Origin of the sequence: Mesorhizobium sp. M7A.F.Ce.TU.012.03.2.1, from assembly GCF_004006095.1 — a bacterium.
Lineage (GTDB): Bacteria > Pseudomonadota > Alphaproteobacteria > Rhizobiales > Rhizobiaceae > Mesorhizobium.
This window is the reverse complement of record NZ_CP034779.1, coordinates 495,079-512,293: the sequence shown is the minus strand read 5'-3', so window position 1 is coordinate 512,293 and position 17,215 is coordinate 495,079. Positions and strand designations below refer to the sequence as shown.

The following is a 17,215-nucleotide window of genomic DNA, read 5'->3' as shown; positions in this document are numbered from 1 at the left end:
CGCACTGGCAAGCCATTGAATTCCGGTATTGTTCCGGCTCGGCCATCCCCGGAGGATCAGGCCTGGTCGTTGATCAACCGCCTCAGAAGCTCAAGTTCCTGCGCCAGCGTGTTGTCGTTGCCGGAAAGGTCCTCGATCTTGCGCACGGCATGCAGCACCGTGGTGTGATCGCGGCCGCCGAAACGCCGTCCGATCTCGGGTAGCGAGCGCGGCGTCATCACCTTCGACAGGTACATGGCGACCTGCCGCGGCTTGACGATGGTGCGCGTGCGCCGGTTGGACAGCAATTCGGTCTTCGACACATTGTAGTGACGCGCCACGATGCGCTGGATGTCCTCGATACGGACACGCTTCGGCTCGCCGGTGCGATAGATGTGGCCGAGGATTTCGTCGATCCGGTCGATGGTGATCTGCGGCTCGAAGGATTGACGGAACAAAAGCTGATTGAAGGCGCCTTCCAGCTCGCGTCCGCTGCCGGTCACGGTGCGGGCGACGTGATTGAGGATCTCCTCCGAAATGTCGAGCGATGCGTCGTCGCTCCTGGCCGTGGCAAGGCGCAATTTGAGCATGCCGAGGCGCATGGCGAAATCGGGCGCCGACATTTCAAGCGCGACACCGCCATTGAGGCGCGAACGGACCCGCGGTTCGAGCGATTCCAGTTCCGATGGCGGCCGGTCGGCGGCGACGACGACCTGCTTGGCGCTGTCGAGCAGCATGTTGATGAGGTGGCAGAATTCATGCTGGATCGACTTGCCCTGCAGAAACTGCATGTCGTCGATGATGAGCAGGTCGATGTCGCGCAGCTGTTCCTTGAGCGTCAGCGCGTTGTTGTCGCGGATCGCGGTGGCAAAGCGCCACATGAAATACTCGGCCGTGAGATAGACGACGCGCGACTTGGGGTTTTGCTTCAGCGATTCCGCAGCGATGGCCTGCAGCAAATGTGTCTTGCCGAGCCCGACGGTTGCGTGAAGGAAAAGCGGATTGAAGCGCACTGCGCTCGATTGCGATTCCGCTACCGCCTTGGCGGCGGCGAAGGCCACCCGGTTCGACGGTCCCTCGATGAAGGAGCCGAACGTGTAACGCGGATCGAGCGGCGACCCCAGCACGTTGTGGCGAAATTCGCTCTCGATCGGTGTGCCCGGACGCGGAGCCGGTGCGCGCTCCACCCGGCTGGGGCTGACTGTGCCGGCGGCAAGTGCCGTCTGCGTCTGCCGTGTCATCTTGCTGCGTGCTGGCGTTACCTCTGGCTCGGCCTGGCTGCGTCCCTGACGGGTTGCCGTGCGCACGACGATGTCGATCTTGAGGAGATCGGCATCCTCCTGCTTCCACAGCTCGGAAATGAGGTCGAGATAGTGGCCGTTGATCCATGAACGTAGGAAGGCGGTAGGCACGGAGATGCGGACGATGCCCTTGGAAGCCTCGGCGACCTTCATGCGGCCAAACCAGCTCGAATAGACTTCGGTTCCCAGGCGCGCCTTCAACTGGGTCTTGACCCGGTCGAATTTCTGTTCCGCGTCGCTGGACACCGCCATGTCGTTTGCTCCGATCAAAGTTCCAGGAAATGGGAGGTCGCCCGTAAGTTCCCTTTCAATGCCGCTCTGCATGATCTTTTCCTTGTCCTTCCGTACCTGTTTTCCACCGGGGATGCGCCTCCTGCATCCGGTTCCGGCGACCTAAGTCTTTGCTACGATGTCCGCTGCCGCCGCCGGCAGATGAACGTCGCCCATTATCCGTGGGAACCGGTGCCGGCCCATGGAAGCCAGTCCGCGTTGGGTATGTCAGGGCAATACAACACCGCCCGGCGAAAAGAGCGCCGGCGCGCCGTCTACCTGCCATGTCTAGTTACGCCAGTCCCCTACCGTATCGACAAACCAAAGCCGTCCGCGGACTTAATCCGCGTTGCAAATCCCGCCAATTTAAGCTGGCCGATTCAGGCTTAGGTTAAGAGCCAGAGCCCGTCCCTTTCGATAGATCGACACTACCGAAATCGCTGTGGATAGGGCAAGGCCACGTCTAACGGATTTTTAAGGAATCTGGTTAGTGGAGGCGGGTTCGAATGGCGTGCCGCGACGGCACATTTTAACAAAGCCATTGTGATTCAAACCCTTTTCCGGCGAATATGAAAAACCGGGCGCTGACAGAAATATTCTGAAATAATTCGCTTGACAGCGACTTCTCCCCGATCGGGCCGGTCCGGTGTGGACAAGCTGTGGATCACCATCTGTAAGTCACTGAAAGGTATAAGCTATTTCTGACAGTTAAGAATCTTTAGGTCGGCCGTTTCAAGCATGCCGATCACCAGCAGGCATGCATATGCCGGCAAACTATTCCTAATTGTGAAATGCCGCATAAGACGCCGTTTCCGGACATTCTTTTTAAGTGCTTGCCGGCAAACGAAAAAACCCGGCACAAACGGCCGGGTTCGAAGAACGTCAGTCTAGGCAAGTAATGTCAGGCCGACAGTACCTTGACCCGCTGAGCCAGTCGCGACACCTTGCGGGACGCCGTGTTCTTGTGGATCACGCCCTTGGTCGCGGCACGCATCAATTCCGGCTCCGCGATCTTGAAGGCAGCCTGTGCGGCAGCCTTGTCACCGGAGGCAAGGGCCTCTTCGACCTGGCGGATATAGGTGCGGACGCGCGAGCGGCGGTTCTTGTTGATCGCTGCGCGGCGGACGATCTTGCGCGTTGCCTTTTTGGCCGAGGATGTATTGGCCATGATGCCTCTCTTCTGATCTGGTCGGCGCATGCGGGATGCCGCAGGGCGCAAAAAACAAACGGGCAGCCACGGGGCCGCCTCGGTTGGTGCGGCTTATAGTTCAGCTTTTCCGGCGCGTCAACGCTGCCCGGCCTTCTTTTTGGCGGCCAGCAGCCATCTTCTTCGCGGCCAAGGGATTGGCGTCAGCGGTTGGTGAAATTCGGCTTCCGCTTCTCGGCAAAGGCCGCCATGCCTTCCTTCTGATCGTCCAGTGCAAACAGCGAGTGAAACAGCCGGCGCTCGAACCGCAATCCCTCGGCAAGCGTCGTCTCGAAGGCGCGGTTGACAGCCTCCTTCGCCATCATCACCGATGGTAGCGAGAAAGCGGCGATCTTGGCCGCGGCCTTCAGCGCCTCCTCGACAAGCTCGCCGGCAGGCACGACCCGCGACACCAGGCCAGACCGCTCGGCCTCGGCGGCATCCATCATCCGCCCGGTCAGGCACATGTCCATCGCTTTCGACTTGCCGACGAAGCGGGTCAGCCTTTGTGACCCGCCCATGCCTGGAATGACGCCGAGGGTGATCTCGGGTTGGCCGAATTTGGCCGTGTCGGCGGCGATAATGAAATCGCACATCATGGCCAGCTCGCAGCCGCCGCCGAGTGCATAGCCCGCTACCGCCGCAATAATAGGCTTTCGCGCCCGCGTCAGTTCCTCCCAGCCGACGAAGAAGTCCTGGGCGTAGGCGTCCGCGTAGGAGATGGACTGCATCTCCTTGATATCGGCGCCGGCGGCGAAAGCCTTTTCGGAACCGGTGATGACCATGGCGCCGACACCGGGATCGGCGCTGAACCCGTTCACGGCCGCCACCACCTCGGTCAGAATCTGCGAATTCAGCGCGTTGAGCGCCTGCGGCCTGTTCAGCGTGATCAGCCCGACCTTGCCGTGCGTCTCGGTGATGATCGTCTCATAGGTCATGGCTGCTTCTCCTTGCTCACGCTCGTCTAGAGCGGTTCATCGTTTCACGGAACGCAGAACCGCTCCATCTCCTTGTCTCGACGCAATTCTCGACGGAAAACCGTTCCCACTTTTCCTGGAATTACTCTGACTCATCGCTGACATGTCCGGCAATAAAAGGTCGATCGGCCGCTCTGCACGACACGTTCGATGTGGCCGCCGCAGCCGGGTTTGGAACAGGCCTCCCCCTCGCGGTCGTAGACGGCGAAGGCGTGCTGGAAATAGCCCAGCGACCCATCGGTCTGCATATAGTCCCGCAGTGAGGAGCCACCGGCTGCGATCGCATCCGATATCACCGAACGAATGGCTTGCGCGAGGTGTTCGCTTTGGGCCTGGGCTTTCTTTCCGGGCCTGGCGATCGTGCCCGCCTCGCGCAGCGGCGACAGGCCGGCACGCCACAACGCCTCCGACACATAGATGTTGCCGAGCCCGGCGATCAGCCTCTGGTCGAGAAGCGCTGCCTTCAGTGGTGATCGCCGCCCCTTCATCAATGAGGCGAGCAGCGCACCGTCCAATGTGTTGCCCGTTGGCTCGACGCCAAGTCCAGCCAGCATCGGATGAACGTCCGGCCCATCCGCAAACAGCATGAAGCCGAAGCGGCGTGGATCATTGAAGATCACGCGGGATCGGGCGCCGGCCGGAGACACGACATGGAAGACGACGTGGTCGTGATTGGAGCTCTTCGAACGGTCGTGCTGGAAGATGCCGGGCATCTCGCTGCCATCCGCCGTCTCGATGCGAAATGAGCCCGACATGCCGAGATGGCAGATCAGCACGGGGCCGCCTTCCAGGTCCATCGTCAGATATTTGGCCCGGCGGCCGAGTGCCGTGATCGTCTTGCCGGTCAGCCGCTGCGCGAATTTCTCGGGAAATGGAAAGCGCAGATCCGGTCGGCGCGCCTCGACGCGGGCGATGGTGGCGCCTTCCAGAACCGGCTGCAGTCCGCGCCGGACGGTTTCGACCTCCGGCAATTCAGGCATGACCGCCGATCGCCGTATAGAAAGACGTGCCGTAGCGTCCGGGCGCCATCCCGAGATGCTCGGCCACGGTCTCCCCAATGTCGGCGAATGTCGTTCTCAGTCCGATGTCGCCGCCCTTGAGACCCGGTCCAGTGCCGATCACCGGAATGCGCTCGCGAGTGTGATCGGTCCCGCCCCAGGTCGGGTCGTTGCCGTGGTCGGCCGTCAGGATGAGAAGATCGCCCTGCCGGAGCCTCGCAAATGCCTCCGGCAGCCGCAGGTCGAAGGCCTCGAGCGCGGCAGCATAGCCTGCGACATCGCGGCGGTGTCCGAATTCGGTGTCGAAGTCGACGAAATTGGCGAAGACGAGGTCACCGTCGCCGGCATCATCCATCGCACCCAGCGCCTCGTCGAACATCGCCATGTTGCCTGCCGCCTTGCGCACTTGCGAAATTCCGCGATGGGCGAAGATGTCGCCGATCTTGCCGACGGCGATGACACGGCTGCCACGTGCCGTCAGCCGGTCGAGCAGGGTCGGTTCCGGCGGGGGCACGGCGTAGTCATGACGGTTGTATGTCCGTTCGAAAGTGGCGGTGGTTTGGCCGACGAATGGCCGCGCGATCACCCGTCCGATCCTCAGCGGGTCAACCAGCCTGCGCACCACCTGGCAGAATTCATAAAGCCGGTCGAGGCCGAAATGGACTTCATGCGCGGCGATTTGCAGGACCGAGTCGACCGACGTGTAGCAGATCGGCTTGCCGGTCCGGATGTGCTCCTCGCCGAAGCGCTCGATGATCTCGGTGCCCGGCGCATGGCAATTGCCGAGAATGCCCGGCACCTTGCCTTCGCGAATGATAGCCTCGGTCAGTTCGGCCGGAAAGGCCGGAACCGTATCCGGGAAATAGCCCCAGTCGAGGCGCACCGGCAGGCCGGCGATTTCCCAATGGCCGGATGGTGTGTCCTTGCCGCTCGAAACCTCCTGTGCGGCGCCGTGAAAGGCAGTTGGGAGCAGATCCGCCCCGCTGTTGGCAAACCCCAGCCCCGTCGCGGTTTCGGCGGCCTTGCCAAGCCCGAGCGACGCCATGTGAGGGACAAACAGCGGTCCACTGCGAAGCCCTTCGCGATCCGCACGGCCCTCCGCACAGGCCTCTGCGATGTGCGCGAATGTGTTGGCGCCGGTGTCACCGTAGCGGTCAGCGTCGGCCGCGCCGCCGATGCCGAAGGAATCCAGAACGAAGAGGAAAGCGCGCGCCATCGATTTGTTGCCAGTTTGACCGACCAGACATAGGGTTCCGCGACTTCATTGGCAATTCGGAAACCAAACGGCAACGGCTTGGCGTGATAGTCCAGTGCACTGGGATGGGCATGGATCGAGGACAACAGACTGTGGTTCCTGTCATGAGGGTTGCGCTGAAGACTTATGCCGCTCTCATGCTGACGCTCGTCGGGCTCTGGTCCAACCCGGCGCATGCCGACTGGCGCGATGATATCGGCAGGTTTCGCATCGGCATCGTTGCCGAGCCAGGCGCCGGCAACTCCGTTCCGGGGCTGGCACTGTTGACCGACGCCTACACCAAGGCCTTGGGCATGAAGGTCGAGTTTGTCGTTGCCCGCAACTATGCCGCGCTGATCGAGGCGCAGGCCAATGCCCGCATCGAATATGCAATCTATTCGGCCACCGCCTATGCGACGGCTTCGCAGCGCTGCTTATGTATCGAGCCGCTTGTCGCTCCGGTCGATTCAGACGGCGCGATCGGCATCCGCTCCGTTCTGCTGACGCGAGACGGCAAGCTGCCTGCCCTGGGGGCGATGGACCGCCATCGTATCGCCATGGCGCCTTCGGACAGCGTCGGCGGTTCTCTCCTGCCATTGGCGGCGTTGGCCGCGGAGGGCCGCAAGATCGCGGAAGATGCACCGTTTCTGGCCCGTACCGATTCGGCCGCGGCGGCCGAGACGATGCTGGTCGACGGCAAGGCCGATGGCCTGTTCGGCTGGGTGACGGCCGCTGCCGACGGCCCGCGAGAACCGTCGGGCACGCAGGCCAGGTTGGAGGCGGCAGGGCTCTCGGTGGCGGCGCTTCGGATCGTATGGACGTCGGGCCTGTTGAGATACGGCCCCCATGCTGTCCGCAGCGATCTCGACCCGGAAGCCAAGCGCAGGCTTGCCGTGTTCCTCACCAACCTCAAGTCGACGACGCCCGATATCTACGATCTCCTGGAATCGAGACATTCCGGCGGCTTCGCTCGCGTGGCGCCAAAAGATTACGAGATGGCCGCTGCTATCGTGCGCTTCGTTTCGGACCGTGGGCCGCAGCAGTAGCTGGAGCGGCCTGCCCAGCGCCTGGCTGCTTCTGTGTTCAACAGTCGCTGCAAGGGATCGCCATGCTTCTGCGGGGGCGCAGGTAGTAGGTTTCGCCCATGGTTATGTTGCTGAAAGCCGAGGTCAGCCCAAGCTTCTGTTGACTGCTCGCGCTCCACGCGATGACCGGCGTGTAGCCGAGGTTGCTTTCGACGCGGATGAGAAAAGTGTTGGCGACTCTGAGCGACGCCGGGACCGTTGTCTCGGTGGTCGCGGCGGCGCCAGGGCTGGCGACGCCGGCTACCAATTTGCGTGACCACACCACCAGTGCCCTCGTCGCATCGGGCGTAACCTGGATTGCCGTGATGGTGATGGTCGGGGGTGAGCGGTTGTAGGGCTGAAGGGTGACGCTGCCGATCTGCATGATGGCGTCGACATCCGCCTTGGCGACGTTCGTCTGCTGGGTGACGAGATCGGCCACCATGCTGCCGATACGGCTGACTTTCTTGCTGGTCTCGATGGCTTGCGACGCTTCCATTGTGAGGAAGTACATGATCAACAGAATTGGCATGATCAACGCGAATTCGACCGCCGCGATGCCGCGCCGATCGGACCAGAATCGACTTGCTTTCCGCCAAACTCCCGTATTCATAAGATGTGCCCCCGCACGAATCATGCCATTGCCCTTTTCTTATACTGCTCGTGCATTCCGCTCAGTTGTCGAACGGCTCGTTCTGCCAGGTCACCGATGCGAAATGCAGGGTCCTGTTGCCGCCCATCGACTGCGCCATGAGGTCGGTCATGATGGGCCACTTGTAGAAGACCCGAAGCATGTTCCTCGACTCCGCCGCACCCGCTGTCACTGAGAACGATTGGGTTGCGGTGCCTTTCGTCAGTACGACATCGCCGTTCTGGATCTTGAAGCCTGCCGTGGCCGCATCGGCGAACGATGTATATTGGCGAAGATCCACCAGCAGTTGATTGGGACAATCCTGGGAGACGATGATCTGCAGTTTCGTGCAGATCATGTCCCGCAAATTGGTTCCGGCAACGTCAGCCGCCCCCAACTGGCCGGTGCGCAGTTTGCGCGCTACATCGTCGGTGACGTTGGCCATCACCTCCTGGCCGGCAAACGAGATGCAGCTTTCCAGAATGGCAAAGACAAGCAGCGCGAAGGGGACTGAAAGGATCGCGAATTCGATTGCCGTGGCGCCGCGCCGGTCACGAAGGAAGCGGGCGAAAAACCTTGGGCGTCTCACTCTGTGGTCGCCTGCGCGACCGAATTCCTTGCTCATGTCCGATCCTGCCGATCTCTATGTGGTCTCGGAAGGAGCATTAGCGCAAACCGATTGAGGTCCGGTTTGGATGATCGTTAAAGTCGGCGCAGGCCTCTTAACCAGACAATAACCGGAACGGCAGTCGGCAACGCCACCTATCGGCTGACGCTCATCTCCGCTTCTGAAGACTTCTCCGCCTCGCTCTTGTATGAGCTTTCGCAATAGGGTGTGCACGACATCGTCTGGATTTCGGCGCGCCGGTAAATGCGCACGGACGAGGCGGCTTGCCGCACCACGGTAACCTGCTCGTCCACGATGGGGCTGCCGTCCGTATCGAGCACGACCAGATTGGTGACCCCGAAGCCTTTGCCGGTGAGCACGATCGTCGATGCGTCCTGCACGGAAGCGTCGGCGATTGCCGGGTTGCCGACCACGATGGTGTCGGCGGGACGCGACAGTTTGACGATCTTGGCCTGGTTCATCGTGACCTCGATGCCGGCGCCGGCCATGGCGGGCGTGCCGAAGGTCGTGGCGGCAAGAAGCGCGGCAATCAGGATTGACGATCTAGGCTGGGCCATTGAGGCGCTCCACGCAGGCGGACTGATCAACGGAACATGAACGAGATTGGTGAACCAACGGTTAAGCATGCGATGTTGCCAATCGTGCAATGGCCGCCAAGGGCGTCCGCGACGCGCGGTCCGGTCGGGTCGCAAGCCTACCAAACCCGGGTCTGGAAGGCTCAGCGGTACATTAGCCCGAGGTTAACCACGCAATATGTTCGAACCGGGAAAGGAATCGGTAAGGCTGTTTCTTAAGCCGATCGAAAGAGCTTCTCCATAGATTGGCAGCATCCGATCAACCATCACAGAAGTTGACGGAAGTGCTGTAACACGTGGAGTAGGAGCTCTCGAATGTCTAATCTCATCGCACGTTTTGTGAAGGACGAATCCGGCGCGACCGCGATCGAATATGGTCTGATCGCCGCTCTCATCGCGCTCGCCATCATCACTGGCGCCGGCACGCTCGGCAATGCGCTGAACGCCAAGTTCACCAACATCGGCAGCACCCTGAACGGCACGCCGAGCGGCAGCTGATCGGCTTATCGCCGAGCACTTGCATTACATTTCTGGAAAAGGGCCGCCGCGTGGCGGCCCTTTTTCTATGCCGCTGCCAATATAGGTCGTCTTTTCGTTCCTGGCCTCATCAATCGTTAATCGAACATGCTTAGATTGAGCCCTATGAAATCGGACAATAGGCGTGGCGCCGATGCTTGAAGCCCTGATCTTCGTCGTTTTTCCGTTCTGCATGCTGTTTGCCGCGATCTCCGACATGCTGTCGATGACGATCGCCAATCGCGTGCCGGTGCTGCTTGTCGCCGTTTTTGCGCTGGTCGCGCCCCTGACAGGCATGGACTGGGCGGCCTATGGCGGACATTTCGCCGCCGGCGCCCTGGTCCTGGCCGTGACGTTCGGCCTGTTTGCGATGGGCGGCATGGGCGGCGGCGACGCCAAGCTTCTGGCCGCCACCGCGATGTGGATGGGCGTCAATGTCAATCTCGTGGAGTATCTTGTCGCCTCGACAATCATCGGCGGCCTGCTGACGCTGGCGATCATCCTCTACCGGAAGTCGCTGCTTGCGGCCGTTACCGGCCAAAATCCGTTTCTGCGCCATTTCGCCGACGAGGAAAAAGGTGTTCCCTACGGTGTCGCGCTCGGCCTTGGCGGCTTGCTGACCTATCCGGATTCGCCCTTGATGGCATGGGCGCTTGCCAGGCTGGCGACCTGAGCGCGATCTTATTTTGTTGTCCGTCAGCATTGCCGAAACCTCGTTCTCAACAGGGCTGGCCCGGCCATTTTGGCCGGTCAGGCCACATTCCGGCTAATTTATGTAAACCTTAAATTAATCACGATCGTAAGCATTACATTAACCTTGTTTTGACGATTGCCGCTGCAAAGTCCGGCTTGGCTACGTGGTTTGCCAGGGCAAGGGTTCGGACAAATGCCAGCATCGCGATTGATAATTCTGAGCGTGGCGGTGGCCGCGGCGGGTGGCGCTGGCTATGTCGCGAAGAACATGGTGGCACCGCCGCCCCAGGTCGTCGTCGATTCCGGCCCCCAGGCCCCGGCGGTGGCACTCCAGGATGTGCTTGTGCTTTCAGGCGACGTTCCGATGGGTAGCCCGATCCAAAACAACATCGCCTGGCAATCCTGGCCCGCCGACGGCGTCAACGCGAATTTCATCACCCGCACGGCCGAGCCCGAGGCACTGGACAAGCTGAAGAGTTCCGTTGCCCGTGTGGCGATGTATGCCGGAGAACCGCTGCGGCGGTCCAAGCTGATCGGCGAGGGCCAGAGCTTCATGTCGTCGATCCTGCCTTCCGGCATGCGGGCGGTCGCCACGGCCATCTCGGCCGATACGTCGGCCGGCGGCTTCATTCTTCCCAACGATTTCGTCGACGTCATCATGACCCGCAGGGCCGATGCCGCCAGCGGCGCCGCCGGCTTCAACACCGAGACCATCCTCAAGAACATCCGCGTCCTGGCCATCGATCAGACCATTCAGGAGGACGAGGAAGGCAAGAAGACCAGGGTGGGTCAGACCGCCACGCTGGAACTGACGCCCAAGCAGGCGGAGATCATCACCGTCGCCCAGCAGATGGCGGATCGCCTGACCCTGGCGCTGCGGGCGGTCGCGGACACGCAGGAAAAAAATCTGGGTGAGGCCGACTATCTCGTTTCCGGCAATGGCCGCAGAGGAACGGTGAGGCTGATCAAGTCGGGCGAAGTTTCCGAAGTGGGAGCAAGGAAATGAGGCTAGGTGGCAAACTGCCGGCAATTGTAGCCGCGGCATTCGGCCTGCTGCTCGTCGGATCGAATTTGCAAGGCAGCGTCGTCGAGGCAAAGAACGCGCAGGTCACGGCATCGACGGCCACTCAGCGCGTCAAGCTCGGCCTCAACAAGTCGGTGGTCATCGACCTGCCGAGCGATGCCTACGACATTCTCGTCGCCAACCCGGCGGTGGCCGATGCGGTGACCCGAACCGCGCGGCGCATCTATCTGTTCGGCAAGGCGGTCGGCGAGACGAACATATTTGTCTTCGGCCCGAATGGCGAGCAGATCGTCAGTCTGGACCTTGCCGTCGAACGCGACGTTGCCGGCCTTGAGGATTATATCAGGCGCTTCCTGCCGACGTCGGCCGTCAAGGTGGAACTGCTGAACGATAACGTCGTTCTCACAGGAACCGTGGATACCCCGCTGGATGCCAAGCGTGCCGAACAGTTGGCAAACATGTTCGTGTCGGGTGGTGAGGCAACGACGGGACAATATTCGCAGACCGCGGCCGGCGGTTCGGCCCAGAGCGGTGTCGACATCAACAATCCGGACCAGGAGCGCCGCACCAGCCAGATCGTCAACCTGATCCAGATCATTGGCGATGACCAGGTGACGCTGAAGGTGACGGTCGCCGAAGTCAGCCGCTCGGTGATGAAGCAGCTCGGCGTCAACATGGTTGGCAGCGGCGGCAGCAACGGCATTAGTTACGGCGCAATCAGCGACAACTTCACGGGTCTCGGCAAACAGCTGTCGAACTCCGGCTTTCAAATCGGCGCTTCAGGACTGCAGGCTTATGTGAACGCCATGGAGCAGTCCGGGGTGATGAAGACCTTGGCCGAGCCGACCTTGACGGCTGTGTCGGGCGAGAAGGCAACCTTCAAAGTCGGCGGTGAATACAATATGGTCACGGGTGTCTCGGCAAATGTATCGCAAGACAACCAGACCGGCCTGAAGACCTACAGCGTCGAAAAGATCGAGTACGGCATCGGCCTGGAATTCCAGCCGGTTGTGTTGTCTCCCGGCCGCATAAGTTTGAAAGTCAGGACGTCGGTTTCCGAGCCGACAACCGAGGGATCCGTATCGTTCTCCTCAGGCGTGACGAGTCCCGGAATGAATGCCCTGTCGCTGCGCAAACGCCTTGCCGACACAACGGTGGAATTGCCATCCGGTGGCTCCATGATGATCGCCGGCCTGGTTCGCGACGACGTCAGGCAAGCCGTCAACGGATTGCCTGGACTGACAAAGATCCCGGTGCTTGGCGCGCTCTTCCGTAGCAGGGATTTCGTGCGAAACGAGACCGAGCTCGTCATCATCATCACGCCCTATCTGGTGAAGCCGGTGGCGCGCAACGACCTCGCCAAGCCGGACGACAATTTCAACGCCGCCAGCGATGGCGCCGGCATGTTCCTTGGCCGCGTCAATCGCGTCTACGGCACCATGCAGACCGACAAGCCCAATGGCCGCTACCACGGCGTTGTCGGCTTCATCTACAAGTAAGCGGGGAAGCGGACATGTCTCAGTCAGCATTGAAGGCAAGCACCATCGCCGCAACGACCCGGCGAGCCGTTCCTGTCCTGGCGGTTGCGGTGGCGGCGCTGCTCGCCGGCTGCGCCCAGCGCGACAGCATCACGGTCGGCGCCATTCCGGACGATTACCGCACCAACCATCCGATCGTCATCGCCGAGAAGAATCAGAAGATCGACCTGCCTGTCGGTGCCGGTGACCGCGGCATGACCGGCTCCCAGCGCGATACGCTTCTTGGCTTCCTGGATGGCTATGACAGAAGTGCCGCCCCGACGCTGACGATCCAGGTCCCGAGCGGATCGGCCAACGAGGTCGCCGCGACCACGGCGGCCCGCGATTTCGCCCGGCTGGCGGTTGCCAGCGGCATCAAGCGCAATCGGATTGTCGTGACCTCCTATCAGTCCGCCTCCGCCGAAGCCTCTGCCCCGATTCGCGTTGCTTATATCTCGGTGAAAGCCCAGACCGATAAGTGCGGCCGCTGGCCCGAAGATCTTATGGAGACATCGGAAAACAAGCACTATGCCGACTTCGGCTGCTCCTATCAGAACAATCTTGCCGCCCAGATGGCCAATCCGGCCGACCTGCTCGGCCCGCGTAAATCTGCCAATATTGATCCGGCAAATCGTAGCCAAGCCATCGATGTTTACCAAAAGAGAGGCATTTCGGAAGAGTTCCTCGGCAATTCGGAAGTGACGTACTGAGCCGCCAGTCTCGGACAGAACAGGCCACGGGAAAGAGCATGACGATGAGCAACCTTGCCTACGACGCCCCGGTGGACGGCAGCGATACCTCGCAGCAGGACATCGCCGCGATGCAGGCGTTGCGGCCGATCCCGCGCATCTCGATCCAGGCATTCTGCGAGACCGAGGGTGTTGCCAATCCGGTCGAGCGCGCCGGCGAGGACCGCCGTATGACAAAGGCGCATCTCAAGGTCCATATGGGCGGCGTTCCCACCGCCATCGAATTCTACCAATCGGCGCCGACGCCCAACCTGATCCTGCTGGAATCGCGCAGCGAGCCCAAGCAATTGCTGGAACAACTCGCCCAGCTCTCGGAATATTGCGATCCGACGTCGAAGGTGGTGGTGATCGGCCACTACAATGATGTCGGCCTCTACCGCGAGCTCATCCGCAACGGCATTTCCGAATATGTGATCGCTCCGGTCTCGATGGCCGACATCGTCAGCGTGGTGTCGTCGATTTTCATCGATCCGGAAGCCGAGCCGCTCGGCCGCTCGATCGCCTTTGTCGGCGCCAAGGGCGGTGTCGGCTCCTCGACGATCGCCCACAATGTGGCTTGGGCGATGTCCTCGCTGTTCAAATCCGAAGTGGTCGTCGCCGATCTCGATCTGGCTTTCGGCACCGCCAACATCAATTTCGACCAGGATCCGGCGCAAGGCATCGCCGAGGCGGTGTTTTCTCCGGAACGCATCGATGAAGTCTATCTCGACCGGCTGCTGACCCAGTGCGCCGAGCATCTGTCGCTGTTGGCAGCGCCTTCGACGCTCGAACGGGTCTATGATTTCGATCCCGAGGCCTTCGTTCAGCTGATCGACACCGCCCAGCGCAGCGTGCCGCTTCTGGTGCTCGACGTCCCCCATGCCTGGACGGGCTGGACCAAGAACACCCTGGTCAAGGCCGATGAGATCGTCATCACCGCGACACCGGAACTCGCCAATCTGCGCAACACCAAGAACCTGGTCGATATGCTCAAGCGGCTTCGTCCCAATGATCCGCCGCCCAAGCTGATCATCAACCAGGCCGGCGTGCCGAAGCGCCCGGAGATTTCGCCGTCAGATTTCGCCGAGCCGCTCGGCCTGTCACCGATGTCGATCATTGCTTTTGATCCGTTGCTGTTCGGCAATGCCGCCAACAACGGTCGCATGCTTGGCGAAATGGATGCCAAAAACCCGGTTGTCGCGATGATCAACGAAATGGCGCATGTGCTGACCGGGCGCAGCGAAATCAAGGCCAAGAAGAAGGCCGGGCTCGGCAGCCTGCTCGGCAAGCTCTCGCGCAACAAGAAGTGACGCTTCAGCAGTGGAACCGGTAGTCGATCATGTTTGGTAAAAGAGGCAGCGACGACGGCAACCGGTTCACGCCGGAATTTCGCCAGCCAGCACCGGCGCCGGTTGCGCCGCCGGCTGCAAGTTCCATGGACACGGCGGTTCTGACCCGGCCCGCGGCGGCGCCAAGCGCGCCTGTCGCGCCGCCGGCGCGCCGTGCCGTCGAGGCACCGCCATTGGCGCCTGAGCCGAAGCGGGCACAGCGCGAAAAGAGCGAAACTTATTACGATACCAAGAGTCAGGTCTTCTCCGCGCTCATCGACACCATCGATCTGTCGCAGCTTTCCAAGCTTGATCCTGAAAGTGCGCGCGAGGAAATCCGCGATATCGTCAACGACATCATCGCGATCAAGAACTTCGCAATGACGATCGCCGAGCAGGAAGAGCTGCTCGAGGACATCTGCAACGACGTGCTCGGCTATGGGCCGCTCGAGCCGCTGCTCGCCCGTGACGACATCGCCGACATCATGGTCAACGGCTCCAGGAACGTCTACATCGAAGTCAACGGCAAGGTCGAACAGACCGGTATCCGCTTTCGTGACAATCAGCAGCTCCTCAACATCTGCCAGCGTATCGTCAGCCAGGTTGGCCGCCGCGTCGACGAATCCAGCCCGATCTGCGACGCGCGCCTTCCCGACGGCTCCCGCGTCAACGTCATCGCGCCGCCACTCTCCATCGATGGCGCCACGCTCACCATCCGCAAATTCAAGAAGGACAAGCTGACGCTCGATCAGCTGGTCAAGTTCGGCGCCATCTCGCCGCAGGGCGCCGAAGTTCTCAAGATCATCAGTCGTGTTCGCTGCAACATCGTGATCTCGGGCGGCACCGGTTCGGGCAAGACCACGCTGCTCAATTGCCTGACCAACTATATCGACCGCGAGGAGCGCGTCATCACCTGCGAAGACTCGGCCGAGCTGCAATTGCAGCAGCCGCATGTGGTGCGCCTCGAAACCCGCCCGCCCAATCTGGAGGGCGAGGGTGAGGTGACGATGCGCGACCTGGTCAAGAACTGTCTGCGCATGCGGCCAGAGCGCATCATCGTCGGCGAAGTGCGCGGACCCGAGGTGTTCGATCTTCTGCAGGCGATGAACACCGGCCATGACGGCTCGATGGGCACGATCCACTCGAACAGCCCGCGCGAATGCCTGAACCGTATCGAATCCATGATTGCCATGGGCGGCTATTCGCTGCCGCAGAAGACAGTGCGCGAAATCGTCGTCGGTTCCATCGACGTGATCATCCAGGCGGCGCGCCTGCGCGACGGATCGCGCCGCATCACCCACATCACCGAGGTGATCGGGATGGAAGGCGACGTCATCATCACGCAGGATATCGTCCTTTACAACATCAAGGGTGAGGACGCCAACGGCAGGCTGTTGGGTGAGCACGTATCGACGGGCATCGGCCGTCCGCATTTCTGGGAGCGTGCACGCTATTACGGCGAGGAGCAGCGTCTCGCCATTGCGCTTGAGGCGATGGAGAAACGCGCTGACTGACGCATGCTGGGGTGTAAGGGTTCGGGCCAATGTTTGGAATTGACGGCACAGTACTGGCGTTTGTCGTGCTCGCCGGCTTCAGCGCCGGCGCCGTCGCCTATGCATTTCTGTTCACCCGGATCAGCAACGAGAAACAGGTCGGCAAGCGGCTCGAAACGATCAGGACCGCCGAGACGGATCGCTCCGTCGTCAAGGCCTCGCGTGACCGCGTGGCGGAAGCCGTCAAGCGGCGCAAATCGGTTCAGGATTCGCTCAACGAACTCGACGCCAAGCAGAAAACCAAGGACAGCCGCGTCAAGAAACCGCCGCTGAAAGCCCAGCTTCGCCAAGCCGGCCTCAAGACCACCATCGAGCGTTTCTATATATACTCCGCCGTATGCGGCATCGTTTTGACGATTGTCGCCTTTGTGGCCGGAGCCCCGCTGATCGCCTTGCCGGGCGTGCTGTTGGCCGGGGGGCTGGGCCTGCCGCGCTGGTTCGTCACGTTTCGTCGCGCCCGCCGGGTCAAGGCATTCCTCAACGAATTTCCAAACGCGCTCGACATCATCGTGCGCGCGGTCAAATCCGGCCTGCCGCTGAACGACGCCGTGCGCCTGATCGCCAACGAATCGCCCGAACCCGTGAAGACCGAGTTTCGCCGCATCGTCGATTCACAGCAGATGGGCCTCTCTATCCCCGACGCGACCTTGCGCATGCCTGAAACCATGCCTTGCACCGAGGCAAGCTTCTTCGGCATCGTTATCCAGATACAGTCGCAGGCCGGCGGCAATCTCTCCGAGGCGCTGGGCAATCTTTCGCGCGTGCTTCGCGATCGCAAGAAGATGAAAGCCAAGGTCGCGGCGCTGTCGATGGAAGCGAAGGCGTCCGCCGCGATCATTGGTGCGCTGCCCTTCATCGTCGCCTTTCTCGTCTACCTGTCGAGCCCGGCCTACCTGATGCCGCTCTTCAACACCAGCGTCGGAAACCTGATCCTTGGTTGCTCTGCGGTCTGGATGTCGATCGGCATCCTGGTGATGCGCAAGATGATGAACTTCGAAGTCTAGGATGCTGGC

Annotated in this window: 17 protein-coding genes; 9 read left to right on the top strand and 8 right to left on the bottom strand. The window is 61.3% G+C overall.

Annotated elements, in window-relative coordinates; all coding sequences use genetic code 11:
• Positions 1–56: 56 nt before the first annotated feature.
• The 5 genes from dnaA to EJ079_RS02400 all read right to left on the bottom strand — a co-directional run bounded on the left by dnaA (position 57) and on the right by EJ079_RS02400 (position 5,927).
• Complete coding sequence (gene dnaA, locus EJ079_RS02420; protein ID WP_236383352.1) at positions 57–1,532, bottom strand: chromosomal replication initiator protein DnaA; 1,476 nt, start codon at positions 1,530–1,532, stop codon at positions 57–59.
• Between the two features lie 919 nt (positions 1,533–2,451).
• Entirely contained in the window at positions 2,452–2,718 is a 267-nt protein-coding gene (gene rpsT / locus EJ079_RS02415) for a 30S ribosomal protein S20 (protein WP_013533694.1), read from the bottom strand.
• A 182-nt stretch (positions 2,719–2,900) separates the two neighbouring features.
• Positions 2,901–3,674 carry an enoyl-CoA hydratase gene (locus tag EJ079_RS02410; RefSeq protein WP_127807960.1) on the bottom strand — a complete coding sequence of 258 codons (774 nt, stop codon included), beginning with the start codon at positions 3,672–3,674 and terminating at the stop codon, positions 2,901–2,903.
• A gap of 131 nt (positions 3,675–3,805) precedes the next feature.
• Positions 3,806–4,693, bottom strand: coding sequence for a bifunctional DNA-formamidopyrimidine glycosylase/DNA-(apurinic or apyrimidinic site) lyase (gene mutM, locus EJ079_RS02405; RefSeq protein WP_127397988.1), 888 nt, complete (start codon positions 4,691–4,693; stop codon positions 3,806–3,808).
• Positions 4,686–5,927 (bottom strand): phosphopentomutase, encoded by a 1,242-nt coding sequence (locus EJ079_RS02400; RefSeq protein ID WP_127397990.1) that lies wholly within the window; start codon positions 5,925–5,927, stop codon positions 4,686–4,688. Before EJ079_RS02400 ends, mutM begins: the two co-directional genes overlap by 8 nt.
• A gap of 143 nt (positions 5,928–6,070) precedes the next feature.
• Here EJ079_RS02400 and EJ079_RS02395 point away from each other — a divergent pair, with 143 nt between their 5' ends.
• Positions 6,071–6,991, top strand: a complete 921-nt coding sequence (locus EJ079_RS02395; RefSeq protein ID WP_164873913.1) for a PhnD/SsuA/transferrin family substrate-binding protein — start codon at positions 6,071–6,073, stop codon at positions 6,989–6,991.
• A 37-nt stretch (positions 6,992–7,028) separates the two neighbouring features.
• Here EJ079_RS02395 and EJ079_RS02390 read toward each other — a convergent pair whose 3' ends face one another.
• From EJ079_RS02390 to EJ079_RS02380, 3 genes are all read right to left on the bottom strand, one after another.
• Positions 7,029–7,646 (bottom strand): TadE/TadG family type IV pilus assembly protein, encoded by a 618-nt coding sequence (locus EJ079_RS02390; protein ID WP_127807958.1) that lies wholly within the window; start codon positions 7,644–7,646, stop codon positions 7,029–7,031.
• Positions 7,647–7,683: 37 nt separating this feature from the next.
• On the bottom strand, positions 7,684–8,265 hold the full coding sequence (locus tag EJ079_RS02385; protein WP_127807957.1) for a TadE/TadG family type IV pilus assembly protein: 582 nt from the start codon (positions 8,263–8,265) through the stop codon (positions 7,684–7,686).
• A gap of 137 nt (positions 8,266–8,402) precedes the next feature.
• Entirely contained in the window at positions 8,403–8,825 is a 423-nt protein-coding gene (locus tag EJ079_RS02380; protein ID WP_127381302.1) for a pilus assembly protein N-terminal domain-containing protein, read from the bottom strand.
• Positions 8,826–9,158: 333 nt separating this feature from the next.
• Between EJ079_RS02380 and EJ079_RS02375 the strand changes: the two genes are divergently transcribed.
• From EJ079_RS02375 to EJ079_RS02340, 8 genes are all read left to right on the top strand, one after another.
• Positions 9,159–9,341: a Flp family type IVb pilin gene (locus EJ079_RS02375; RefSeq protein ID WP_063171181.1), complete on the top strand. Its 183-nt coding sequence runs from the start codon at positions 9,159–9,161 to the stop codon at positions 9,339–9,341.
• A 172-nt stretch (positions 9,342–9,513) separates the two neighbouring features.
• Positions 9,514–10,032, top strand: coding sequence for a prepilin peptidase (locus EJ079_RS02370; RefSeq protein WP_127807956.1), 519 nt, complete (start codon positions 9,514–9,516; stop codon positions 10,030–10,032).
• Between the two features lie 213 nt (positions 10,033–10,245).
• A complete protein-coding gene (cpaB, locus tag EJ079_RS02365) occupies positions 10,246–11,058 on the top strand; it encodes a Flp pilus assembly protein CpaB (protein WP_023811377.1) in 813 nt (270 codons plus the stop codon).
• Positions 11,055–12,575, top strand: coding sequence for a type II and III secretion system protein family protein (locus EJ079_RS02360; protein WP_127807955.1), 1,521 nt, complete (start codon positions 11,055–11,057; stop codon positions 12,573–12,575). The genes cpaB and EJ079_RS02360 overlap by 4 nt, the downstream gene beginning before the upstream one ends.
• 14 nt (positions 12,576–12,589) lie before the next feature.
• A complete protein-coding gene (locus EJ079_RS02355; RefSeq protein ID WP_127807954.1) occupies positions 12,590–13,303 on the top strand; it encodes a CpaD family pilus assembly protein in 714 nt (237 codons plus the stop codon).
• A gap of 38 nt (positions 13,304–13,341) precedes the next feature.
• A complete protein-coding gene (locus EJ079_RS02350; RefSeq protein WP_127807953.1) occupies positions 13,342–14,631 on the top strand; it encodes a CpaE family protein in 1,290 nt (429 codons plus the stop codon).
• Positions 14,632–14,660: 29 nt separating this feature from the next.
• A complete protein-coding gene (locus EJ079_RS02345) occupies positions 14,661–16,163 on the top strand; it encodes a CpaF family protein (protein WP_127327689.1) in 1,503 nt (500 codons plus the stop codon).
• Positions 16,164–16,192: 29 nt separating this feature from the next.
• The gene (locus tag EJ079_RS02340) at positions 16,193–17,206 is read left to right on the top strand and encodes a type II secretion system F family protein (protein WP_127807952.1); all 1,014 of its coding nucleotides are present in this window, start codon (positions 16,193–16,195) and stop codon (positions 17,204–17,206) included.
• The last annotated feature ends 9 nt before the right edge of the window (positions 17,207–17,215 follow it).